Here is a 25,091-nt window from a genome sequence, read left to right as displayed (position 1 = left end):
GGATCCATGTATGTTCGTAAGCACTTGTTGAAATGCCTGTTGGCTTTAGCGCTCGTCGCGGGCGGACTAATGGTCCAAGCTGAAGCTTATGCGGCAGTGCCATACGATACATTTGCCAGGGATGGTTATGGCAAAATCATTTATGCGAAGTCCGCTTATTATCCCATGCAGATTGTGGGCAAACAGTTTCCGGAAACCGACCCGGAGCATCCGGAGACCAAGATGGCAGCCGCATTATCCAGTCCTCAGGACTTGTTCATCGATTCCCGTGACCATCTCTATATCGCGGATACCGGCAACAACCGGATTGTGGAGTTTAATCCGGCGGGCGGATTCGTTCGGCAGCTGACCGTGCCGGAAAGTCCGCTTTCGAAACCTGAAGGCGTTTTCGTAGACGCAAGCGGCGAGCTGTATGTTGCCGATACAGGCAACGCGCGCATTGTCCGGCTGAGCGCGACCGGGGAGATGATCCGGGAATACAAGCGGCCGGATTCACGTTTCATCCCTGAGGATTTCCAATACGATCCGATCAAGATCGTTGTTGATGAGAGGGGATATCTTTATATCTGTTCGCGAGGCGGCTATTTAGGATTGCTTCAGCTGTCCCCGGAGGGACAATTCCAGCGGTTCTTCGGTGCGAATCCGACGCCGTTCTCCGCGATCGATGCTTTCAAGCGCGCCGTATATACGAAGAAAATGTACGAGAACGAGAAAAGCAAGCTGCCGCCCCCTCCGAACAACGTCATGATTGACGGCGAGGGGCTCGTCTATACGGTTACGAGCCAGGAAAACGCGGGAGTGGATCAAGTCAAGAAATTGAACTATAAGGGAACAAACATCCTGGTCCAATCCGATAAATTCGGCACGGCGAATCGGACGTTCGGGGAAATGACGTCATTGGAACGTTATCGCGAAGCCGGAAAACAACCGCATTTGGTCGATGTTGCGGTCGACCGGGAGGGGAATCTGACCCTGATTGACGACAGCCTCGGTTATGTGAGTCATTATGATGCGAACGGAAGACTGCTGTATTTCTGGGGAGGCGCCGCGAATCCGAATACGACACAAAGGGGATTAATCCGAAGTCCGGTTGCCGTCAGCGTCAATTCGAGCGGGGAGCTGTTCATCCTTGATGATGAAGAGAACGTGGTTCATACCTTTGGTCTGACGGATTTCAGTGCCAATGTCTTAAAGGCTAACCGCCTGAGCATGGACGGCCAATATTTGCAGAGCAAGCCGATCTGGTCGGAAATTTCCCATGCGCTCTCTTCCTATACACCGGCGCTGACAGGGCTTGCACAAGCCGCGTATGAGCAAGGAAATTACAGCATGGCGGCGGAGTTGTTCCGCGAAGCCGGCAACCAGAAGGGATACTCGGAGTCATTCTGGAAAATACGGATCCAGTGGTTTCAGGAGCAGTTCTCCACGATCGCTACAATTGCCGCCCTGCTGCTCATCTCATTCCTTCTTATCGGTAAGCTTACGAAAAATACGAGGTGGAGGTCGGAATGGAGGGACCGCAAAAAGTCCCAGCATCCTTTCTTTGTGCAGTCCCGGCATTGGCTTTACGTGCTGCGGCATCCCTTTGACGGCTTCACCGCGTTGAGATACGAGAATAAGGGAAGCTACATCAGCGCATTCCTTATTCTGGCTCTTGTGCTCGCTTCGATCGTTTTCTCCGCTTATTATACAAGCTTCAGCTTCAGCAAAACGATGATCGAGAGAATCAGCCTTTTGCCGATTGTCGCGCCTTATGTGTTCATTTGGCTGGGCTGGGTCGTTTGCAATTATTTGGTCAGCTCCATCTACCGCGGGGAGGGGCGTTTCCGGGATACCTTCATCGGGAGCAGCTATGCGATGCTTCCAATCCTCATTGTCGGTGTATTGCTTGCGATCATGTCCAATGCGATGACCTTGTCGGAAAGCGCAATCTATTCGTATTTGAACTTGGCCATGCAGATATGGAGCGGATTGCTGCTGTTCTGGAGCGTTCAAACGCTGCAGAATTACCAATTCGGGGAAACGGTCGTCAATGTTTCCTTGACTTTGTTAGCTATGCTTGTGCTCGGAGTACTTGTTTTTATCGTGTTCGGATTAACGAGCGAGCTGCGTTCATTCATCGTGGAGGTTTATCAGGAGGTGATTTGGAGATGAGGAAACAATGGCTGCCTGGCAAGCGTCAGATCGTCCCGCTGCTGGCTGTTCTCCTGATTCTGCTTGCGCTGACGCAGCTTCGGATCACGTTCTATTCGGCCGATAAAGAAGGCACGGCAGCCGGGAGTCCCGCTGGAGCGGTTTCCGGCGGTACTGCTCAAACGAAAGAGGCTGTATTGCCGCAGGACGAGGCGTTCGAGCAGGTGTCGGAAACCGGGGCACTGCGACTCAAGCTGGACCCGGCAAGCGGGCATTTCATTGTAGAGAACAAAAGAAACGGGCAGGTGTGGCGCTCCTACCCGAATCCCGACCAATGGCAGGAAGAGTCTGTCGGCGGCATGTGGCGCAGTCATCTCGCCGCTCCCTTAATGCTGCAGTTCAAAGATTTCACGCGATTCAGCTCGCAGCCCAAAGAAACGAATTTCATCGATGCGAAAGGGTCAGTCGAGCAGATTACACCGATACCGGGCGGTGTTCGATTCGTATTGTCGATGCCTTCGCTCGGCATGGATATTCCGATTCAAATCCGATTGGAACAGGACTTTGTCGAGACGAAAATCATCGATTCCGGATTGAAGGAACGACTGGAAACGAAGCTAATGTGGTTGCGCTTATATCCGTTCTTCGGCGCCGAGCATTCAGCCGGGCAGGAGGGCTACCTGTTTATACCGGACGGTTCAGGGGCACTTATCGACTTTAATCAGAACGGGCAGCACTCCAACCGGATTTATCAGGAATCGATTTATGGCCCGGATTCGTCCTATGAGCAGGGGCCTAACACCCGCGAACGCATTGTGATGCCTGTATTCGGACTCCGTTCGGAGAACAGAGCTTTCTTGGCGGTCGCGGAAGAAGGAGAGGCGCATGCCCAGATTACCGCCTCGCCTGCCGGTGTATTCAGCGATTACAATTGGGTGACAGCGCAGCAATTATACCGTGCTCCGTTCTACCAGGTCGTCAGTAAATCCAAGGATAAAGGCTATATGGCGTACAGCAGGGATGACCGGTTCGAAGGGGACCGCACCTTACGGTACTACTTGCTGGATGAGAGCTCGGCGAATTATGTGGGGATGGCGTCGCGCTACAGACAATACTTGATGGAAGACAGAGGGATTGCCCGATTGGACGGAAACGGCGGCAAGCTGCCGCTCTATGTGACGCTGCTTGGCGGCGACACGGAGCAGGGGCTTGTGAAGGACCGGTATTTGCAAGCCACGACAACCTCCGAAGCGAAAGAAATCGTGCAGCAGCTGCATGAAAGCGGGATCGGGAACTTGTCCATCACTTATAAGGGCTGGCAGGCTGGCGGGTATGGCAAATTCGGCGGATACAGGGCGGTGGCCGCAAAGCTTGGCGGCAATGAAGGAATGAAGTCTTTCATCGATTATGCACATACGCTGGAAGTTCCTGTTTTTCTGGGAATCAATTACTCCGCGAACACAGGCGTGCAAGGATTCAAGGCGCGTTATCATGCGATTCAGAATAAGGCGGGAACCATTATGGACCGTTACTTCGGAGACTACAAGGCCCCGCTTGCCAGTGTGAAATACTCCAGCCGCATACTGTCGGAGGATATTCCGCACTACCAGTCCCTCGGGGCGGATGGACTTGTGCTGATCGGCAGCGCTCAGGCTCTGACAAGCGATTATAACAATGATTATCACAGCAGCCGGGCCGAAGGACAGCAGACCGAGGACGGAATGTTCGCCAGTGTGAAGAGCAAGCTGGGGGCGCTGGGGCTTGAGAATGCCAATTTCTACGCATTGCCCGCAATAGAGCACATCCGGCATCTGGCAGATGATTACTCGTATGATTTATTTTCCACCCAAGCGGTGCCTTTCGCCCAGATTGCGCTGCATGGACTGGTCGAATATACGTCAGAGGATGAGAACGAGCAGGAACAAACCGTTCGGGGCTTCCTGAAGGATATCGAATACGGGGCCATTCCTTCCTATACATTTACTTATTCCGATACCCGGACGCTTCAATATGCCCAGAGCTTGAAGGTCGGCAGCTCATCTTTCAAGGACTGGAAGGAGAGAGCGATTCAGGATTACCGCCGTTATGAGGAAGCGCTTGGCCCTGTGCAGCATGAATTCATTGTCGGGCATCGGCAGCTGTCGGAAGGCGTGATGGAAACGGAATATGCCAGTGGAAGACGAATTGTCGTGAATTATAACAGCAAGCCTTACCGGAGCGGCAATTTGGTTATACCCGGACAAGATTACCGGATCGTCGGGGAGGAGGTCTCTCATGGTCAGTAAGCGCAGATTAAAGGCGAAAGATATTCGCAATATCGAAGGCTCGCTCTTCATTGCGCCTTGGCTTATCGGCTTTCTGGCCTTTGTCGCATTTCCTCTGGGCTACTCCTTCTATATGAGCTTCAATGACGTCAAAGTGCAGGCTACCGGGATCCGAATGGTTTTCCGCGGACTGGAGCATTACAAATATATCTTGTTCACAAACGGAGGCGTACTGTACGAGTATTTGATCCCTTTCTTGCTGGAATCGATGCTGGTTATTCCTACAATCATTATTTTTGCGCTGCTGGTCGCGATTCTTCTGAACCAGAAATTCAGGGGAAGGGGCATATTCCGCGCGATCTTCTTCTTGCCGGTTATCTTTTCTACAGGGCAAGTGGTCACTGAATTTATTACGCAAGGGGAAGGCGATCTGGGCTTTCTCGACCGCTACAATATCGAATCATTCGTCACGGACGCGATTCCGGGCGGCTTATCCGCGCCATTGCTGGCGCTATTGAATTCCTTTGTTATCGTCCTATGGTATTCAGGCGTCCAGGTTGTGCTTTTTCTTGCCGGACGTCAGACGATCTCCTCGAGCATCTATGAGGCAGCGCGGATCGACGGGGCCAATCCATGGGAAAGCTTCTGGAAAATAACGCTGCCCGGGATGACGCCATTTATTTTATTGAATCTCATCTATACGATCGTGGATTTGTTCACGTTTCCGACCAATCCCGTTATCTCGCAGGTTACCTCAACCGATTACGGAAGGTCGAGTGCGCTCGCGTGGATTTATTTTACGATAATCCTGCTTTTTCTCGGCATAGTGTTTTTCGTATTTTCCCGGTTGAGCCGGGCGGAGAAATAAGAGCCGCAAGGCATCCAATATACTTACGGGGGTGGAAGCATGAAACAGATCAGGAAATTGATTTTCGGGCTGGAAGCGGACAGGGGCCTGCTGTTCAAATGTTTTATTTATTTGATCCTGATTGATGTCGCTTATATCTACTTGAATCCGATTCTCTATATGGTGACCACGATGGTCAAAAATCGCTATGATCTGTTGGATCCCGCCGTCATTTGGGCCCCGAGGGAAATCTATCTGGGCGTTATCCAGCAAGCTTTCGACAAGATGAATTATCTCAAAGGATTTATGCTCAGCACATCCATATCGAGCGTCATTGCCATTTGTCAGACGTTATCGTGCGCGGTGGCAGGCTATGCTTTTGCAAGGCTGCAATTTCCGTTCAAGAGACTGCTTTTCTTTTGTCTCATCCTTGCATTTATTGTACCTCCGCAAGTGACGATTTTGCCGATGATTCTAGGTGCTGGACAGCTGCATATTCTCAACACATATTGGCCGTTAATTCTGCCTGCGCTCTTTGGACATGGCTTGAAAGGCGCACTGTTTGTCATTATTTACAGACAGTTCTTCTCCACACAGCCCAGGGCGCTGGAGGAGGCAGCCAAGATGGACGGAGCGAACGTCCTTACGATTTTTTATCGCGTGATGCTGCCCTTAGCCAGACCGGCCATCGTTGTAGTCTTCTTGTTCTCTTTCGTATGGAACTGGAATGACTCCTATTATCCGGCAATATTTGTAGGCAGTAATGGCGATCTGCCGTTGTCGCTGGGAATCTCGCAACTATCCGCCATCCTGGACGAGGAGACGAAGCGAAGCGGTCCCTCGGTCTTTGATGAATCGATGAAAATGGCCGCTTCCTTCCTGATCATTCTTCCCGTTGTCATCCTGTATTCGTTCACCCAGCGTTGGTTTGTCGAAGGCGTCGATCGAACCGGGCTGGTAGAGTGACGTCCGATAGAGCCGTTCAAGAGCGTTTTTCAATATAGTATAAATGCCCGGAAGATAACCCTGATCTGCTTATGCATCGGGCAGGCTATAGAAGCGGATATGTGATAAATACATCTCGATGGAGATGGGATAAACTTGATGATGTCAGGGAGGTGGGCGGATTGGCATACAATCGCCCGGCTGCCCTTGGCAAAGGGCATTTATGAATACAGGAGGGGTTATTTTTGAAAAAGAGGTTTTCCATCGTATTGATCATCGTTCTTGCAATCGCTGTCATAGCGGGATGCTCCGGTGGCAATAACGGTAACACAAATTCGCCGCCGAGTCCGGCAAACAGCCAACCTCCCGCCAACTCAGATGCGAGCGATCCGCCCGCAAATGAACCGGCGCCGGATTCCCCTGTGGTCAACGACGCAAAAGCAACGATCAGCATTGCATGGGTCGCGGATGAAGCCTATGCGGACTTGATGACAAAGAATGAGATTATCAAAGAAAAATTCCCCAACGTGACATTCGAATTCCATGTGGTCGGCGACCTGGAGAAGATGGTGACCGCCAAGGAACAAATCGACATCATCAACTATGGGGATGACGGATTCCTGCAGCTGGACCAGTGGGGATTGCTGGGGGATTTGACCGAATCGATCCAGGCGGCGAATATCGACCTGGGCACCTATCCGCCGGAATTGATTGAAAGGCTGAAGAAGCTAGGCCCGAATGGCGAGCTTTATGCGCTTCCGGAAATTACGAACCCTGGCAAGACGTTCTGGGCAATGGTCTACAACAAGGATATTTTCGATAAATTCGCGGTTTCGTATCCGACGGACGGCATGACCTGGGACGAAGTGATCGAGCTTGCCAAGAACTTCAACCGCACGGACGGCGGTGTTCAATACCGCGGCGTCGAGATGATGTTGAATTTTGATTATCTGATGTATTCGATCAATCCGGAATTCAAGGTCACAGATGGCAAAATCGACTTGTCCGATCCGAAATGGAAACAGATTTTCACAACCAGTAAAGCCGCATACGAGGCGAACGGCGGCTGGCTGCCATGGCCGGGATACCCGAATAATTGGCCGGTCGATAAAACGACGGCGATGTATGTCGGAGTCACGACGCCCATGCTTCACGATTCGCAGAACTTTCCCGACTTGAATTGGGATGTTGTCACCTTCCCTTCCTTTGAAAAGGGGAAACCGACGGTTCCGTTGTTCCTTGGCACGTTCGTCGTTCCACCGACGAGCAAAAACAAGGAGCTTGCACTCCAAGTCATTCAAGCGTTCAACTCTCCCGAGCTCGTAGCCCAGAAGCCTGGAACGGACAAATGGGATAACGAAATTCTGAAGACGAAGAACCAGAACGGCTTTACGAATATTCCACCTTCGCCGTTCCTGCAAACACTTGATATTCAGAAGTCCAAAATATGGGATGTCATGAGACCGTTGATGGAGGAATATCTCACCAAGAACGTTGATGTGAACACAATTTTGCAGCGTGCGCAGGAAGGGCTGCAGAAGAATTACGACTTGGCACAAAACCAATAGGCATGGCATCAAGAGAGGCGGAGAAGAAGAGTGGTTTAGTCTTCCCCGCCTCTTTATATTCACTGAATGAAAGCGCTTTAACACTAACCTTTAAAGGGGGCATTGTAATGAATTCATGGTTTAGAACCTGTTTAACCGCTTTGATTGGTTTGGCCATCGTATTGACGATTAAGCCTGGCGGCGCTCAGACCGCCTATGCAGACCCCATCGAAGTGACGGGGTGGCAGTTCTCCACTGCGGGTAATGCGGAAGGATGGACGGGCAATGGCTCGGTAAGCGGAATCTCCGTCTCGAACGGCAGCCTGTCATTTACAGCCAGCGGCTCCGCACCTGCGTTAACATCCGGGGCTTTCACGCTCAACGCGTCGGAATATAACGTCGTGGCCGCCAATTTGAAAAATTCCACCGCGAATACGCAAGGCGTACTGTATTGGACGACCGCCGCGGATACGGTCTTTAATGCGGCCAAATCAAAACCCTTCAGCTTGCTTCCAGGTGACGGCGATTTCACCGAATACCAGATCCAGCTTAAGGGCCATGCCGCATGGACGGGTCAAATTACGAAGCTTAGAATCGCGATTGCGGACAGTCCGACCGCAACCGGCCAAATGCTGCTCGACGAGGTCCGGTTCGACATTCACGATCGTATACCGGTTAACTACGTTGGAAGTACGACGGGCGTATCGGTAAATACGACCACTATTACCGTCGCCGGTATCACCGGCCCGTCCGGGGGAGGCGCGGGGTCGCAGCTGCAGCTGTATGAGCTGGCTCCCTATCAATACGAGGGAAATATCGGGGCGTTAACCCCGGTCATATCGCAGGCGGCTCCGGCCGGAGGCGGATCGTTCAGCATCACGATTCCGAGATTCGACGGATCGCGCGACCGCTACTATTCCAAATTTCTGGTAACCGAGCAAGTGCCCGGTGTACCGTCTTCGCTTCAATATATCGACCATCCCAAATACGCGACGAATATCCTTTTTGGTGCCAGCCACTCCTTCACTTATCCGACTACCGCCACGAAAAAAGGCATTCTCGCCGAAATGAGCGATGATGCGGAGGAACTGGGCATCGATCACGCCGTCGTTAATGTCGAGCTATCCAATATGATGTACAAGGAGAACTTGAATCCATCCAATACGCTGACTTACGCGATGGATGGCCAAAATTACTATTTTCGCAAGGATACCATCGAATCGCTGGATAAGCAGATTAAGACGCTGTCCGACAACAACATTGTCGTGAATCTTGTCCTCATCCTATATCCGAATTTTCCCACGAACAGCATGACGGACGTCCTCCATCACCCGAATGCGGTGCTCGGCACGGGCGGCGGCGTACTTGCCTTCAATACCGTACAAGCGAATGGTCTACAGGCATTCAAAGCGGTCATGGAATTTATCACGGACCGCTATACGAGAGAAGATCAGCTGTACGGACGCGCGCTTGGCTACATCGTTGGAAACGAAGTGGATGCGCAATGGGAATGGCAGAACATGGGGTATGCGACAGTCAATCAGTTCGTGGAGCAATACGAGCCGGCGATGCGCATTGCTTATCTGGCCGCCCGCAAGCATTATGCGGACGCGCGTATCTATACGTCTTTAACGAACCACTGGGCAAAAGCCTACGATCCGAATCCGAAAAAAGGGTACCGGGGCCGCAAATTGGTCGATCTGCTTAACCGGCAATCCAAGCTTAACGGCGACTTTCCCTGGCATGTCGCGTACCACCCGTATCCCGAAGACTTCTTCAACACGGATACATGGAATGACGCCTTGGCCCCAGACAGCCTGGACGCGAATTATATTACATTCAAAAACATTCACATTCTGAACAATTACATGGGACTTCAGCGATTGAAATTTGGCGCTGACAGAAGACGGATCATCTTGTCTGAACAAGGTTTTCATACGGCGGACAATTCACTTGCGACGGCTAAGAATCAGGCGGCTGCGTTCGCTTACGCTTACTATAAGACCAAATTTCTGGATGGCATCGATTCCTTGATTATGTTCAGCCATGTGGATATTCCGTCTTATGGCTTGAATATGGGGTTATGGACGCAAGATCCAGCCACCACTACCCCTATGGTGCCGAAGGACAGGAAATATATCTACGATGTATTCAAATATATCGACACGAAACAATCCCTGGGCATCACTGATTTCGCGAAACCCATCATCGGGATCAATGACTGGAGCGAAGTGGTTCCCGGGTTCAACGCCAATGCTTTGGACTTGCGCGAGCCGCCGTTGTTGCTGCCGATGGTACAGGAGACGTCTACTCCTGCGGCCGCATCGGGGGACAATTTCAACACATCAACGGATGGATGGATCGCGTCCGATAACGCGGCCGCGGTCATTCGTACGACAGCCGACAAATATGCGGGTGCCGGAGCACTGGAGGTTGATTTCTCCGCTCTTGCTCTCAAGTGGCGGGGTGCGGCGAAGAGTTTCGCGACGCCTTACAATGCGACGGCAACGCCTTATCTTCGTCTGGCAGTTAAGATGACCGGAACGACAACGGGATTGCCTTATCAGGTGAAGGTAAAGGCCTACAGCGGAGACCACGTGGCGGAAGGCGTTGCTTTGGTTGACCCGGCGAGCGGCTGGACATCCCTGACGCTCGATTTGAAGGACTGGAGCTATAAAAATGCGATCGATCGAATTAAAGTATGGGCCGGCTCCAAAGGCAACAGCACCTGGACAGGGAAGCTGCGCATAGATGAGGTGTCTTTCGCGGCGAGCGGGACGGCAACCAGCAACAATACGGGGGTCAACCTGCTCTCGTCGTACGAAAGAATTGTTTATAACTTCGAAGGCTCCGCGCAGGAATGGACGGCAGGGGACAACGTAGATTCGGTGCAGAGCGTCAAGACCATGGCGAATACTCCAGCTGTCCCGGATGTGGGTTCATATATGCTGGAGGCGAAATTCCCGACGGCGGCCGCGGACATCTGGAGGACTGTCTCGGTCATACCGTCTGGCGGATTGAACCTGACCGATGCGGATCAGCTCGTATACGCCATCAATAGCTATGGCGGCAGCGGCGGAACTGGCTACGAGACGCGGGTCCGGCTGCACAGCGGTGTTAACGTGCTGGAGAAAACCTTCACGATCTCTGCCGATAATTGGAATCATGTCGGCATCGACTTGACCGGGTGGGCATATCGCAATTCGGTGACCAAGATCGAGATTTCATTCCGTGCCGTTGGAACTTCAGCCTCGTGGTACGGCTCGAGATTTCAGCTCGATACGATCCGATTTGTTGCCCATGACAATCTGGAGAACGAGTCCAATCTGGAAGCGCTGAGCCTAGCGCCATTCTGGCAGGGAACCACGATGTACAGCGAGTCGGTGCTGATGGTATCGAATGCGGGGGCGCTTCCGGAAGCCGATCTCCTGTTCCCGCCGAATGCCATTTTGTCCGTCAAGAGCGCGCGGCTGGACCGGGAATACGTACAGAATGTCGATTGGATTCTGGACAACGGGAAGCTGAAGCTGACTGCGCAATCGAGCATTCCCTATTTGACGGACAGCGTGGTCTACACTCCGAGCTACATTCCCGGCCTCACGATGCCCAGGAACGGAGGCGGAGGTGTAATCTATCGGGAAGGCTCTTACTTTCACGATAGGCAAATCGTCGTCACATACACACATGCGGCGAACGTCTGGACCGGCCCCACACCGGCGCTGGCGGATCTGAAGCTGACGGGAACCTTCAGCAAACTGCGCAAAGGCGAACCGATTCGAATGGTGCTGTACGGGGATAGCATATCGGTCGGAGCGAATGCCAGCGGATTCACGGAAACACCGCCACATCTGCCTATTTGGGGGCGGATGGTCGCGAACGAACTGGAACGGTATTACGGCTCGGATGTTACATTCATTAATCCAAGCGTCGGCGGCCAAACATCCACATGGGGCAAGGATCAGGCGACGGCGCTAGTAGCCAATCAGCATCCGGATTTGGTCGTCATCGCCTTCGGGATGAATGACGGTTCGGGCACGGGAGCGGGCGACGGCACGGCACCGGCCATCTTCAAAAGCAATGTCCAGTCGATCATTAACAGCGTTCGGGCGGTAAATCCGGCAGCCGAATTCATTCTGGTCGGAACGACCTTGCCGAATGCGGAAACGTTCTTCTACGACGAACAGCCGAATTATTACGCGCAGCTGAGCAGTCTGGCTTCCACAACGAGCGGCGTGGCCGCTGCCGATATTACAGGTGTTCACGCGAAATTATTGTTGAAGAAGAAGTTCATCGATATGACCGGGAATAACATCAATCATCCTAATGATTTCCTGTCCCGGTGGTACGCGCAATTCCTGATCGGCATGTTGAAGGATACGGCCGCCGTTCCGGCCCAGCCTGCGGGAGAGAGGCTGCTGTACAGCTTCGAAAGCTCCGTCCAGGGGTGGAGCACAGGAACAAACACGACATCGGTCAACAGGGTAAACAGCTTCGCAAACCTGCCTAATACGCCTGCCCATGGCAGTTACGTGCTTGAAGCGCAATTTCCGACGCAGGCAGCCGATGTTTGGAGAACAATCAAGGTCACGCCGCAGCATGCGCTGGATCTGTCGGAGGCGGGCAATTTCTTCTACAGGATCAACAGCTATGGAGGCAGCGGCGGGACCGGATACGAAACGAAGCTGCGGCTGCTGAGCGGCGTGAACGCTGTGGAGTTCACGACGGCTATGAACGCGGATGCCTGGAATGTCATCAAGAAGGATATAAGCGGCTGGGCGTACAAGAATAACGTGACTTCCATTGAAATTTCATTCCGTGCGACGGGCAGCTCGGCTACGTGGTTCGGTTCGCGCTTCCAGATCGATTACATCGGCTATCAGACGAGAGACACCCGCCTGTACGATTTCGAAGGTTCGCTTAACGGTTGGACGGCTGGAACCAACGTCACCTCGGTCAGCAGCGTCGACAAAATTGCGAACGTGCCGGCTAAGCCGATCAGGAATGCTTATGCGCTGGAGGCGATATTCCCGACGCAAGCGGCCAACGAATGGCGCACGGTATCGATCACACCGGGGGCGGCATTGAATCTCACCGGGGCCGGCCGATTCTATTATCATATCAACAGCTATGGCGGCAGCGGGGGAACCGGATATGAGACGCGGCTGCGCTATACAGCGGAGCAAATGTGCTGGAACAGACCACGACGATGGGTGCGGATACCTGGAATCGTATAGAGAAGGACATAAGCGGATGGGCATTCAAGAACAATATTACGAAAATCGAGATTTCGTTCCGCGCCACGGGCACCGCGGCCGTGTGGTACAGTTCACGATTCCAAATTGACGATATCGGATACACGGGAGGTTGAGCGAGATGAAGCTGCAATTACCCTTGAGCATTATTCCTTACAGCAGGCGGACAGCCATACGACTGGCTGCGGCCATTGTGATCTTTGTCAGCTGCATGATCTTCCTGCCAAGGCTGGGTCATGCAGCGGGAGAACCAGGGTGGGCTAAGCTCTATTCAAGTGACGGAGCATACAGTGCTGCCGCGATCACATCCGGCCAAACGCGGGGTGAACAATTCTTCTCGGCGAATTCCTTTAATGCCTTGAGAGTTCTTACCCCGAGCTATTCCAATAACATCGGCAACCTGACCCTGACGCTGTATGCCTGGAATAGCAATTATTCGACGACAATCGGAGGAACGCCGATCGCAACCCAGACGTATACAAATTTCGCGGACAATTCCTGGTTGACCTTGAATATGGCGACCCAGCGTTCGGGCCACTATTTATGGGTGCTTAGCGGAGCGACGGAGAATGTTGGGGTATGGGCTTATTCTGCGAGCACCCATCCCTCGACGGCTTATTTTCAAGGAAGCACGTCCGGAGTCCAGAGCTACGACTACATTTCGGAAATTTACGACCTGGGAGCGGCGCCGAACGTCGTGCCCAGCCTAAGGGAATGGGAGAGCCATTCGGGGACGTTTCATCTTGCGGCCGGCTCCCGGATTGTAGTCGATAGTGCATACAGTACGGTACTCATGAACACTGCGAACACGTTCGCGGAAGATATTCTGGCGTTGAACGGGAGGACGCTTAATGTTGTATCGGCAGGGAGTCCGCAGGCAGGCGATTTCTACCTGACCTTAAACAATTTGGATACGGGGATTGGCAGCGAGGGCTATATTCTGCAAGCGGACCAGTTCGTGACCCTTAAAGCGAATTCGGTGAAAGGGGTGTTCTACGGAACGAGAACGGCGCTGCAGATCTTGAATCAAAGTCCGGAGAAATCAGATATTCCCAAAGGAACAGCCAGAGATTATCCGGCCTATAAGGAACGCGGATTTATGCTGGATGTCGCGCGTAAATATTTCACGGTTGGGTTCATCAAAGACTATATTAAATTTCTGTCTTATCATAAGATGAACGATCTGCAAATCCATTTCTCGGACGATTCGGCGTTCCGGCTCCAGAGCGATACCTATCCCGGCCTGGCGGATGCCCAGAGCTACTCCAAAGCGGAATTGCGGGAAATACAGGATTTGGCGCTGAAATACAACGTAACAATCACACCGGAAATTGATTTGCCGAGCCATGCGGCTGCGATCATCAGATTTAATCCGGCTATCAAGACTCAAACTTGGGACAATGTGGTCGATCTTTCACTACCGGCTACCTTTACGTTCATCAACAATTTGCTGGATGAATTCGTGCCGCTGTTTGATGCTCCGGACTTCCATCTGGGTGCCGAGGAGACGCCGAACGATGCCAGGGGAACTACTCCTTACGGCTACTCGCACGTGGATGCGGATCCAAGAACGCATAACTATGCGATCGCTCAAGGCTATTCAACTGCCGGCGAGCTTTATCGGAAGTACATCAATGATTATAATGCGTATCTTCAAAACAAAGGCAAGAACACGAGGGTGTGGGCTTGGTTCGATACGCTTCCAGGCTCTATTCCCATCGACACGGATACGATCTACGATGCATGGCTGGCCGACGGTATCCAGTCCGTATCCCAGAGGGGCTTCAAGATCATCAACTCTTCATCCAAGTATCTGTACAGCATACCGGGATCGGGATGGCAATCGGATAACATCCACCTGTACCAGAACTGGCACCCTTATATGTTCGACTCGTTCAATACGTCCAATCAATTGGCGCCGAGCGACCCGAATATCCTTGGCTTAAAGTTTCACAATTGGAATGACATTTCCTTTGAGAAGGAATTCACCGAACAGGAGATCGACAGAATTGTGGCGATGCCGAATAGAATTGTATCCGAGATTGGCTGGGGAGGACCCCGCTCCACCGAAGGATATCCGGCTTTCATAAACCGGTCGGCATTGGCCGGGGAAGCTCCGGGATTGTCCGCGCTTGGAAACCGTGCTCCGGTCAACCTGGCGTTAACCCGCCCCGTGACGGCATCCTCGGCCGTACATCCTGCGACTGCTGCTGTGGATGGGGGGGCGGCAAAGACGAGATGGGCCAGTGCTGAAGGAGCGGATCCGCAATGGATCTACGTGGATTTGGGCGCGCCATCAAGCTTTAACCGGATCAAGCTGAATTGGGAGGCTGCCTACGCGGCTTCGTATACGATCTCCGTATCCGACAATGCGGCCAATTGGACGACGATTTATTCGACGAGCTCCGGAGACGGCGGTATCGATGAAGTTTCTCTGCCCGTGACGACGGCGCGCTACGTCAGGGTGCATGGCACCCAGAGAGGCACGGCTTGGGGATATTCGCTGTGGGAGCTCGGTGTTTATTATGACGCGCCGAAGGGAGGCAATCTCTCCTTGAACAAGACAGCTCAGGCTTCCTCCGTGTATCCTTCATGGACGAGTGTGGCTAATGTTCTCGACGGCAACGATATGACGAGATGGTCCAGCGTAGAGGGAAGCGATCCGCAATGGATTCATGTCGATCTGGGCAGCGCGATGACGCTGAACAGGGTCCAGCTGAAATGGCAGACGGCCTACGCCAAGTCCTATCTCATTCAAGTTTCAACCGACGCGGTCAACTGGACGGATGTCTATTCCACGACGAACGGCAACGGCGGGACCGATGATATCGGATTTGCATCGACGACAGCCAGATATGTGAGAATGTACGGTACACAAAGAGGCACCGCTTACGGGTATTCCTTATACGAATTTGGCGTATATAATGATAATCCGGCGCAGACGAATTTAGCGTTGTCTAGGGCGGCCACGGCATCCAATGTGTATCCGGCAGGCAATACCGCGGGCAATGCAACCGATAGCAGCTTGTCCACCAGATGGTCCAGCGCGGATGGAGTCGATCCGCAATGGTTATCCATCGATCTGGGATCGGCGCAGAGCTTTAATGAGATCCGGCTTCACTGGGAGAGCGCCTACGGAAAGACCTACAAGATTCAAATCTCCAACAATGGCTCGTCCTGGACGGACATCTATCAAACGTTCACGGGGGATGGCGGGCTCGACGTCATTCATTTACCGAATGTGAACGCGAGATACGTCAGGATGTATGGAGTAGAAAGGGGAACGACCTGGGGATATTCCCTGTACGCGATGGAAGTGTTTAACCGAAATTAGATTGTTTCAGGTCGGATTGCACGTTGGATGTAAACCATCTTGCCTGGACTCACGCGGGATGCATAAGCAGAATCAGCCGGAGGAGAAGCGGTTTTGAGCAGGACTTCTTAAAAGTTTCCCCAATGCCGTACGCGTTTATCCTCTCCAACAAATCTTGCCCAATGCCGACAAATGCTTGTCGTCACTGGGCTTTTTTGTTTTGCATCAAATCTTACCGTAAACGCCGGAGCGTCATCAAGACCTGATTCTTGAAAAATTTGCTCCAAAATCAAACAGGAAATTTTTTACCAGTATACGAACTGAGGTTCCCGTCATATAATATACTAGAACAAATGTTCGTGTAGGGGTGAACGAAATGGAACGGACAATATTTTTGGTTGACGGTCAATCGTTTTACGCGTCGGTCGAAAAAGCAGCGAGGCCTGACCTGCGGGATAAACCGATAGCCGTTGGCGATCCGGATCGTCGCGGAGGAATCATACTTGCGGCCTGCCCTATGGCGAAGGCGCGCGGAGTGACTACAGCCTCGCGCGTCAGTGAGGCTAAGGGTAAGTGTCCCGAGCTCGTGATCGTCCGCCCGCGTATGCAAACGTACGTAACCCTGTCCCTGTTTATTTCCGAAATCTTCGCATCCTTTACGGATCAGGTCGAACCGTATTCGATTGACGAACAATTTCTCGACGTAACAGGCTCCATTAAATATTTCGGTTCGCCGCTGGCGATTGCGCGTCAAATACAGGAACGTGTACTTTTCTCGACTGGCGTATGGTCGCGGGTGGGGATTGGACCTACGAAAATACTCGCGAAAATGGCTACGGATAACTTCGCCAAGAAACATCCGGACGGTATTTTCGAATTGAACCAGAATAATATTGAAACGGAATTGTGGCCGCTGCCGGTTCATCAAATGTTTATGGTCGCGAATCGGATGACACGTCATTTTGTCCGGATGGGACTCCATACAATCGGCGACATAGCGCGCTTGGACTTCGGCGATTTCAAGGCGCGTATGAGGCGCCGAATGGGCCGTCAAAGCGATATTCAAGCGGGTTACTACTGGCAGACAGCGAGAGGGATCGATCCATCGCCGGTTGTATCGAATATCAGGTCGCAGATCAAGAATATAAGTCATGGCAAGACGCTCAGATGGCGTCTGTATACCAAGCTGACAGATATTGAGGTTGTACTGCTGGAGTTAGTCGTAGAGGTGTGCCGGCGGGCGCGGCGTTATGGCTATCAGGGGCGCGTTGTAGCGGTTGGCGCGGGAGAGACGGACGGGGAAAGATCGGCTGGATTTGGCCGGCAAATGACGCTGCATCAACCGACGTCGTTAACGCATGAGGTCGCAGCCGCCGCACATACGCTGTTTGTCAAGCATTGGAGCGGATTGCCCGTCAGCCATCTCAGCGTAACCTTAGGGCAGTTAACCACAGACAGCGTCATGCAGCTGACGTTATTCGAGGACCGTTCCCGCGTTTACCGTAAAGAACGTGCGATCGACGAGATAAAAAACCGGTTCGGGAGCAGCGCCATTATGCACGCCTCCTCGCTTCTTGAAGCCGGAGTAGCCCGCGAAAGATCGGAGCAGATTGGAGGTCATTTTAAATGAGCAAACTCGACGGGAACGAACGGTGGAAGTCGAAAATGCTGCTGACTGAACATGCGGAACAATACGATCAGAAGCAAGCAGCGAGCGCTGTAAAGCATTTAACGACAGAAGAACGAGTCATGATCCGCGATTATATCCTGCTGCCGCATATGGAGAAGATGATTCAGAAAAGCATCTCTGACGTCGAGAGCTCGTCAAACGTGTTGAAACGGCTTTACCTCGCCGCCGGCCACAAAATCTTAATATCGGTAGCCGAAGACTATTATCGATTACGCGGCGAGTTAAAGAAGCGGAACATTCGGGTTATCACAGAAGAACAGGAAGATATGGTCATTTATCACAAATGTTATTATCGGGGGTACGAAGAACGATTCGGAATGACGCGTGACGTTATGCGCTCGGAGATCAGTGTCCGGCTAACGAAGTATACGGCGGAGCTGGTCGCGCGGCTGAAGGCGAAAGGGTAAGCGCGTATCATTAATGTGAAATCTGGAGCGGAGACGCCAGCCATGTCCTCTCATATGCCCTGTCGCAAAGGCCAGGGCATATGAACGTGCGGCGGTATACCAGCTGGTTGCCATTCTAACGCTATTACCGTAATTTGCATTTAATCTTGTTTTTTACAGCTTGATCTTTTATGGTTTAGGTAGAACCATTGCGACTGAAATCAAATAATCCAACTGTATGGTTGGAGCTGAAAAGCAGCGAACGTTAAGAGATATGATAACGGTTACAACCAGGAGTCTCTGTGCATATAGGGACGTCCATGTCTATCATTTGGGGGAGGACTTATGAAATTACATTACAATCATCCGGCAAACGTATGGACCGAAGCGCTGCCTGTGGGAAATGGCCGGCTTGGGGCGATGATATTCGGCAGTGTGGAGAAGGAACGTATTCAATTGAACGAGGATACCTTGTGGTCGGGATTCCCCCGGGATTGGAACAATCCCAAAGCGAAGGAGCTGCTGCCTGAAATCCGCAAGCATATCCAGGAAGGCCGCTATCAGGAGGCAGAGCGCGTCAGCAAAGAAATGATGGGGACCTACACCCAGTCCTACATGCCGCTGGGGGATCTGCTGCTTCATTTTGAGCATGGCGGTCACTTCAACGAATACCGGCGTGAGCTGGATCTGGAGCAGGGGCTGTCGACGGTCAGCTACCGGGTCGGCGATGTGGATTACAGGCGCGAAATATTCGCATCCCACCCGCATCAGGTTATTGTTGTACGGATTACAGCGAGCGTACCCGGCAGGCTTAGCTTTCATGCCCGGCTGGACAGTCCGCTCCGTTACCGCACATCAACCGAGGGGAACCAGTTCGTGCTTCAAGGTACCGCGCCGGAGCAGGTATGGCCGAACTATTACCTGTCCGGGCATCCAATCGAATACGGCGATCCGCAAAGCACGAAGGCGATGAGCTTTCAAGCCCGATTGTTTGCGAGGAATGAAGAGGGGACCTTGCAGGTCGATCACGATGGGATTCATGTCACCGATGCCACAAGCGTTACCTTATACTTCAGCGCCGCGACCAGCTTTAATGGGTATGACCGGATCCCGGGAAGGGAAGGACGGGAACCCGGACCGATTGTCCGGGGCATTCTGGAGCAGGCCGTACAAATCTCATATGACGAGCAGCGCAAGGCGCATATTACCGACTATCAGGCGTTGTTCAACCGGGTACAGCTGTCATTGGGACAAAGCCTGGCACCGGAGGAGCTGCCGACCGACCGCAGAATCGCCGAGTTCGGCGGAAAAGATCCGGGGCTTGTCGAGCTGCTGTTCCAGTATGGCCGTTATTTGATGATCGCAAGCTCCCGTCCGGGAACCCAGCCGGCGAACCTGCAAGGAATATGGAACAAGGAGACCCGCCCGCCATGGAGCAGCAACTGGACCTTAAATATTAATGCGGAGATGAACTATTGGCCAGCCGAAACATGCAACATGGCTGAACTGCACGAACCGCTGCTGGACTTTATTGGCAATCTGGCGAAGAACGGCAGCCGGACGGCGGAGGTCAATTACGGCACCCGTGGCTGGACCGCTCATCACAACTCCGATATTTGGGCGCAGTCGGCACCTGTCGGCGACTTTGGACATGGAGATCCGGTGTGGGCGAGTTGGCCGATGGGCGGCGTGTGGCTTTGCCAGCATTTATGGGAGCATTATGCGTTTGGACGGAATGAAGTGTATTTGCGCGACAAAGCGTATCCGGTCATGAAAGAAGCAGCATTATTCTGCCTGGACTGGCTGGTCGACAACGGCGCCGGTAAGCTGATTACATCGCCGTCCACCTCTCCGGAGCACAAATTCCAGACTCCGAACGGACTGGCCGGCGTCAGTGCCGCGACCACCATGGATCTTTCCTTGATCTGGGATTTGTTTACAAATTGCATGGAAGCATCCGAGATCTTGCAGGCTGATGAGACATTCAGACAGGAGCTGGCCGATGCCAGGGAACGGCTGCTTCCACTGCAGATTGGCAGATACGGCCAGCTGCAGGAATGGTCAGAGGACTTTGAGGATGAAGATGTTCATCACCGCCATGTCTCTCATTTGTTTGGCGTTTATCCCGGCCGGCAGTTGACGGAAAAGAGTGTGCCAGAGCTGTTCGCGGCTGCAAGAACTTCTCTTGAACGGCGCGGGGACGAGGGTACAGGGTGGAGTCTGGGCTGGAAAGTTGGCCTGTGGGCGCGTTTTGGCGACGGCAACCGTGCTCTGGGGCTGATCTCCAATCTGCTGAAGCTTGTCCGGGAGAACGAGCCGGATAACTACCAACGCGGCGGCGTATATCCGAATCTGTTCGATGCACATCCGCCATTCCAGATCGATGGCAATTTCGCAGCGACGTCCGGTATTGCCGAGATGCTGATCCAATCCCATCAGGGTTACCTCCAGCTGCTTCCGGCACTCCCGGATTCCTGGCCGAAGGGATACGTCAAGGGGCTGCGCGCACGGGGCGGCTTCGAAGTGAGTCTGGCCTGGGAAGGCGGCAAATTGACGGAAGCGGAGATTATTTCCCAGCATGGGGGAAGATGTGCGATTGTTACCCAAGAGGCGTTCCGTATCGCCGATGGGGAAGACGCCGTCGTTCAACAGGATGGGGTGTATGTATTTCAGACTGCCCAAGGCAGACATTACCGGCTGTTATTCCGGGAACGGAATCTCCCTTAGATCATAAGGGTGTGACAATGAATCGGAGTAAACTATTAATCGTGCGGCCATCATGAGGCATCCAAGAGGAGAATGTATGAAGACATTTTTGATCAGTACTCAAATTCTTTATCTGCTTTGTACGGTGCCATGGCTTCTGATATGGGGAGTATCTTTTATGGGCTTTGACCAGGGAATAAGCTTCTTTAACGTTGCGCTGGTCATCTTGATTGGTGTCTATCCGCTGGTGGTGGTGGTCTGTTCCATAATCGCCTGGGTCCTCCGAAAACGCAGGCAGCGTATGTCCGTTATCGTGAATCTGGTTCCGATGTTATGGGTTCTCGGAATTGGACTGCCTGTACTGCTCCTTCAATTTTAGGATACGGCCAGACCAGAAGGGATGCCTAATATTCGACTATATGTTCATTTAACAGCATGTACTTATTTCCCAGGCAATTTATTTATGAGGAAACATGTTGTTTTCTGGAGATTTCTGAATGTGGAATGAGGTTGGCTCGGAAGCGGTATCAGATTCAGATCCCGCAGGAAATCTATAACGGCCTGCCCGAAAAAACAAATCGCTGTTCCGGAATGAACGGATCGGGGAGCCGTTTCAGACTGGATATCATAATCTTCATTTATAGTAGAAGACGCCTCCAGTGCGCTGCTGTTCGAGCAGCTGCACATTTTATGGAGGCGTCTTATTATTTTCCGTGTAAGATGGTAGATTCTAAAGGAAAGATCTTGTAAAGGAGATGTTGTTCATGGATAAGAATCATTCATTGTTTTCCAGCGGACAGGCAGCGTTCGCCGATTGCGGTTCAATTGTCTATTCACCCGGAGGACGATATGGGCCGCGTTTTCAAAATGATGTGCAGCTTGTCCTGCTTCACACCGGGCAAATGGATATCAGGGTTAACGGGAGCTCCCATACTGTCATGCCGGGGCATGTGATTCTGCTGAAGCCAGGCTATGAAGAGTATTTTGAATTTGCCAAAGAGAACGATACCTGGCATCGCTGGATCGCGATCAGAGTGGAAAACTTGACAGATCAGCAGTTCGAAGCGCTAAGCCGGCTTCCGTTTCAACTGCCCATATCCGCTGAGCTTAACAAACTAACCGATATTATGAGCGAGCTCAAAACCTTTGCTCCCCTTGATGGCAGTCTTATTCGGCACCTGGGACTGGCTGCTCTCCACCTCTATGCTTCCGAGCATTTGCGGCACTATGGAAGCGCACAGATACAACTCTCCGTGAATGCCGCCAAAAAAATCATTCATGAGCGGTACGCGGAGGATTGGTCGCTGAACGGGCTGGCCCGCTGCGTGAACGTGGCGCCCGAGCATCTGGTGCGATTGTTTCGGCAGCATGATAATACGACGCCGATTAAATATTTATGGAGCTTCAGAGTCCGCCAGGCGATCGACCTGTTGACGCATACGGGGCTGTCGATATCGGAGATCGCCGAGAGATGCGGCTTCAAGACCGCCGTCCATTTCTCCAGGTGTGTCAGGGAGCGAATGGGGAAAAGCCCTTCGGACATTCGGAAAGCGGCATGGCAGAATACAAATGAAATCTAAGTCGATCTGCAGATATCAATTTCAGTTCATTATTGGTCAATAGGGTGGTATTGCTGGAAGACAGAAGCGGTGGTAACCTTTTAGAAGTGGAAAATAAAGCGCTTGCACATTATGAATTCGGGGGGAACAGAATGAAACGAGGGCTGGTTGCTGTAATTATTCTAAGTTTTCTTATTGGTTTAGTTGGTTGTAGCGGGACTGACGGCAGCAGTGGGGATGACGGCAAAACCACCGTTACACTTTGGACGTTTGCGGATACGCATAAGCAATATTACGATGAAATGAAAACCAAATACGAGAAGGAGCATCCGGACGTCAAAATCAAAATCGAGCTGCTGGAGTCTAACGCCTTGTTTGATAAATATACGGTTGTCGCACAATCCGGAGGCAAGGATGCGCCTGATTTAATCGACGTGGAGCAGGGCGCTTTTCCCCGGTATATTAAAGGCGATATTCCGTTCGAACCGCTAAACAGTTATCTGGACCAAGGAGGATTCACGGATGCGTTGCCCAAAGGACGGCTGGATCTGTACACGGTAGACAGCAAGATCTACGGCATTGAAATCGCGGCATGCGTATCGGCCTTGTATTACCGCAAGGACCTGTATGATGCGGCGGGAATCGATGTGTCGAAGCTGACGACATGGGATGCATTCATGGAAGCGTCCAAGCCGCTTCTTGCAAAAGATACATTCATTTTCGGCGGGTCGGAGAAAAGCTTTGACGTCTTTCAGAGCCTGCTCCGCCAGGAGGGCGGAGATATCGTAACGGCTGACGGGAAGCTCGGCTTTAATACCGACAAGGGCAAAATGGTCATGAACCGGATTTTAAGCTGGAAAGAGCAGGGGCTTATGAGCAAGTCAAGCCCGGATGGTCCGCAGCTGTGGGAGGCTTATGCGAAGGGGCGATTCCTGGCCGCAACGGGTCCGGATTGGTGGGCCGGTCAGCTGGTGCAAAATGCGCCGAATTTAAGCGGGAAGTGGGCAGCAGCTCCGATGCCCCTTGGCGGGCCTGATTCGGTGCCGACAACGGTGCTTGGAGGGACGGGTCTCGCGGTCTCGAAATTCAGCAAAAACAAGGAAGCTGCGTTTGATTTTCTCCGCTACACGCATTTGGATGAGGAGAATGTGGTTCGCAGCTTCCAAATCATTAATTTGTTTCCAGCTTTGACGAGTGCGGCACGTTCCGAGGCGATGCACAAGGAAAGCGATATGACCGAATACTTTGGCGGTCAGGATTTGGCATCTTTATACACTCAGCTTGGGGAGCAGGCTCCAAGCCAGAATCAGGCCTGGTGGCGTTCGCTCATCGGCAAAGCGTGGGATAAATATGAACCGGATTTTCAGAAAGGGAAGCTCACGCCGGAACAATTTCTGGCTGATGTGGAAACTGAGCTGAGCAGCCTGATGGCTTCCGAAGAAGCGCGGGAGAAATAAGCTTCGCCAGGACAGGAAACCCCCGAAGCGGGATATGTATGGAAGCAAGAACGAAGAGATGTGCAAAAGATCGCATCTCTTCTTCTACTGGAGGCGGTTAAATGAACGGCACGTTAAGAGCAAAATGGATTGCAGCCCCATTTCTGTTTATCAGTCCTTTTTTTATCGCATATGCGGTATTCGGTTTATATCCTATGCTTTACGGCTTCTGGCTCAGTCTGCAGAAAGGCTCATCCGATTATTCGTTCGCCGGCTTCGCGAATTATTTGTATGTGCTCAAGGATTTATTTTTCTGGAAAGCCATGTGGAACGGTACGCAGCTTGCCTTGGGCAGTCTGGTCATTATTCTTCCTGTCGCGCTGGGGGTGGCGCTCCTGCTGAGCCGTCCTGCGGTAGCGGGCAAAAAAGGATTTTTTGCAACCTTTTTCTTCACCCCTAATATTACCTCAGCGGTTGCTGTCGGGATTATCTTTAAACTGATTCTTGAACGCGACAGCGGCGTGCTCAATAAATTTCTCAGCCTGTTCGGCGTCGAACCGATCGGCTGGCTGAAGGACCCGGCCTGGACCATGCCGGCGCTGATCATTCTCTGTACATGGAAATTTCTCGGCGTAAATATCCTATATTTCCTGGCAGGGCTGCAAAGCGTACCGCAGGAGCTGATCGAGGCCGCGAAAATCGACGGGGCAAAACCCCTGCAACGATTGGGGTATGTCATTTTGCCGCTGCTGCGTCCGATTATGACCTTTGTTGTTTTTCAATGCCTGCTTGGCTCGTTCGGGATGTTCAGCGAAGCGTTCATTCTGGCGGGAAGCGGCTTCGGACCGGAGAATTCGCTTGTTTTTCCTACCTCTTATTTGTACGATCAGGCTTTCCGGAGACTCGACTTTACCTATTCCGCAGCGCTCGGGTACGTGTTTACGATTCTTATGCTGGTCGTCGGGATGATTCAATTGAAGCTCTTTAATGTCAAAAATCAGGGGGCTTGACCG

General features: G+C 52.2%; 14 protein-coding genes. All 14 read left to right on the top strand.

Annotation, left to right across the window (positions count from 1 at the left end):
- The first annotated feature begins 6 nt into the window (after positions 1-6).
- The 14 genes from IEY46_RS20905 to IEY46_RS20835 all read left to right on the top strand — a co-directional run bounded on the left by IEY46_RS20905 (position 7) and on the right by IEY46_RS20835 (position 25,088).
- The gene (locus IEY46_RS20905) at positions 7-2,154 is read left to right on the top strand and encodes a YIP1 family protein (RefSeq protein ID WP_229750436.1); all 2,148 of its coding nucleotides are present in this window, start codon (positions 7-9) and stop codon (positions 2,152-2,154) included.
- Positions 2,151-4,418, top strand: a complete 2,268-nt coding sequence (locus IEY46_RS20900) for a DUF5696 domain-containing protein (RefSeq protein WP_188994653.1) — start codon at positions 2,151-2,153, stop codon at positions 4,416-4,418. The genes IEY46_RS20905 and IEY46_RS20900 overlap by 4 nt, the downstream gene beginning before the upstream one ends.
- Entirely contained in the window at positions 4,408-5,265 is an 858-nt protein-coding gene (locus IEY46_RS20895) for a carbohydrate ABC transporter permease (protein WP_188994651.1), read from the top strand. The genes IEY46_RS20900 and IEY46_RS20895 overlap by 11 nt, the downstream gene beginning before the upstream one ends.
- A 39-nt stretch (positions 5,266-5,304) precedes the next feature.
- Positions 5,305-6,210 (top strand): carbohydrate ABC transporter permease, encoded by a 906-nt coding sequence (locus IEY46_RS20890; RefSeq protein WP_188994649.1) that lies wholly within the window; start codon positions 5,305-5,307, stop codon positions 6,208-6,210.
- A 224-nt stretch (positions 6,211-6,434) separates the two neighbouring features.
- Positions 6,435-7,757, top strand: coding sequence for an ABC transporter substrate-binding protein (locus IEY46_RS20885; protein ID WP_188994647.1), 1,323 nt, complete (start codon positions 6,435-6,437; stop codon positions 7,755-7,757).
- A gap of 107 nt (positions 7,758-7,864) precedes the next feature.
- A complete protein-coding gene (locus IEY46_RS20880) occupies positions 7,865-12,970 on the top strand; it encodes a DUF5722 domain-containing protein (RefSeq protein WP_188994645.1) in 5,106 nt (1,701 codons plus the stop codon).
- 139 nt (positions 12,971-13,109) lie between these two features.
- The gene (locus IEY46_RS20870) at positions 13,110-16,322 is read left to right on the top strand and encodes a discoidin domain-containing protein (RefSeq protein ID WP_188994642.1); all 3,213 of its coding nucleotides are present in this window, start codon (positions 13,110-13,112) and stop codon (positions 16,320-16,322) included.
- A gap of 355 nt (positions 16,323-16,677) precedes the next feature.
- Positions 16,678-17,931 carry a DNA polymerase IV gene (locus IEY46_RS20865; protein WP_188994640.1) on the top strand — a complete coding sequence of 418 codons (1,254 nt, stop codon included), beginning with the start codon at positions 16,678-16,680 and terminating at the stop codon, positions 17,929-17,931.
- Complete coding sequence (locus IEY46_RS20860) at positions 17,928-18,398, top strand: YhjD family protein (protein WP_188994639.1); 471 nt, start codon at positions 17,928-17,930, stop codon at positions 18,396-18,398. The genes IEY46_RS20865 and IEY46_RS20860 overlap by 4 nt, the downstream gene beginning before the upstream one ends.
- 324 nt (positions 18,399-18,722) lie before the next feature.
- Complete coding sequence (locus IEY46_RS20855; protein WP_188994637.1) at positions 18,723-21,104, top strand: glycoside hydrolase family 95 protein; 2,382 nt, start codon at positions 18,723-18,725, stop codon at positions 21,102-21,104.
- A 76-nt stretch (positions 21,105-21,180) separates the two neighbouring features.
- Positions 21,181-21,462 carry a hypothetical protein gene (locus IEY46_RS20850; protein WP_188994635.1) on the top strand — a complete coding sequence of 94 codons (282 nt, stop codon included), beginning with the start codon at positions 21,181-21,183 and terminating at the stop codon, positions 21,460-21,462.
- A gap of 385 nt (positions 21,463-21,847) precedes the next feature.
- The gene (locus IEY46_RS20845; RefSeq protein ID WP_188994633.1) at positions 21,848-22,663 is read left to right on the top strand and encodes an AraC family transcriptional regulator; all 816 of its coding nucleotides are present in this window, start codon (positions 21,848-21,850) and stop codon (positions 22,661-22,663) included.
- A gap of 131 nt (positions 22,664-22,794) precedes the next feature.
- Positions 22,795-24,099, top strand: a complete 1,305-nt coding sequence (locus IEY46_RS20840) for an ABC transporter substrate-binding protein (protein ID WP_188994631.1) — start codon at positions 22,795-22,797, stop codon at positions 24,097-24,099.
- Positions 24,100-24,200: 101 nt separating this feature from the next.
- Positions 24,201-25,088: a carbohydrate ABC transporter permease gene (locus tag IEY46_RS20835; protein WP_188994630.1), complete on the top strand. Its 888-nt coding sequence runs from the start codon at positions 24,201-24,203 to the stop codon at positions 25,086-25,088.
- Positions 25,089-25,091 lie beyond the last annotated feature (3 nt).

It is taken from the genome of Paenibacillus nasutitermitis (assembly GCF_014641075.1).
GTDB lineage: Bacteria > Bacillota > Bacilli > Paenibacillales > Paenibacillaceae > Paenibacillus_Z > Paenibacillus_Z nasutitermitis.
Note: the sequence above shows the minus strand (reverse complement) of the source record. Positions and strands in the feature narration are given on the sequence as shown.

Excerpts from the sequence above, each read along its gene's own strand:
- IEY46_RS20905 (WP_229750436.1), top strand. The coding sequence starts at position 7 with ATGTATGTTCGTAAGCACTTGTTGAAATGCCTGTTGGCTTTAGCGCTC.
- IEY46_RS20900 (WP_188994653.1), top strand. The coding sequence starts at position 2,151 with ATGAGGAAACAATGGCTGCCTGGCAAGCGTCAGATCGTCCCGCTGCTG.
- IEY46_RS20895 (WP_188994651.1), top strand. The coding sequence starts at position 4,408 with ATGGTCAGTAAGCGCAGATTAAAGGCGAAAGATATTCGCAATATCGAA.
- IEY46_RS20890 (WP_188994649.1), top strand. The coding sequence starts at position 5,305 with ATGAAACAGATCAGGAAATTGATTTTCGGGCTGGAAGCGGACAGGGGC.
- IEY46_RS20880 (WP_188994645.1), top strand. The coding sequence starts at position 7,865 with ATGAATTCATGGTTTAGAACCTGTTTAACCGCTTTGATTGGTTTGGCC.
- IEY46_RS20870 (WP_188994642.1), top strand. The coding sequence starts at position 13,110 with ATGAAGCTGCAATTACCCTTGAGCATTATTCCTTACAGCAGGCGGACA.
- IEY46_RS20865 (WP_188994640.1), top strand. The coding sequence starts at position 16,678 with ATGGAACGGACAATATTTTTGGTTGACGGTCAATCGTTTTACGCGTCG.
- IEY46_RS20860 (WP_188994639.1), top strand. The coding sequence starts at position 17,928 with ATGAGCAAACTCGACGGGAACGAACGGTGGAAGTCGAAAATGCTGCTG.
- IEY46_RS20855 (WP_188994637.1), top strand. The coding sequence starts at position 18,723 with ATGAAATTACATTACAATCATCCGGCAAACGTATGGACCGAAGCGCTG.
- IEY46_RS20850 (WP_188994635.1), top strand. The coding sequence starts at position 21,181 with ATGAAGACATTTTTGATCAGTACTCAAATTCTTTATCTGCTTTGTACG.
- IEY46_RS20845 (WP_188994633.1), top strand. The coding sequence starts at position 21,848 with ATGGATAAGAATCATTCATTGTTTTCCAGCGGACAGGCAGCGTTCGCC.
- IEY46_RS20840 (WP_188994631.1), top strand. The coding sequence starts at position 22,795 with ATGAAACGAGGGCTGGTTGCTGTAATTATTCTAAGTTTTCTTATTGGT.
- IEY46_RS20835 (WP_188994630.1), top strand. The coding sequence starts at position 24,201 with ATGAACGGCACGTTAAGAGCAAAATGGATTGCAGCCCCATTTCTGTTT.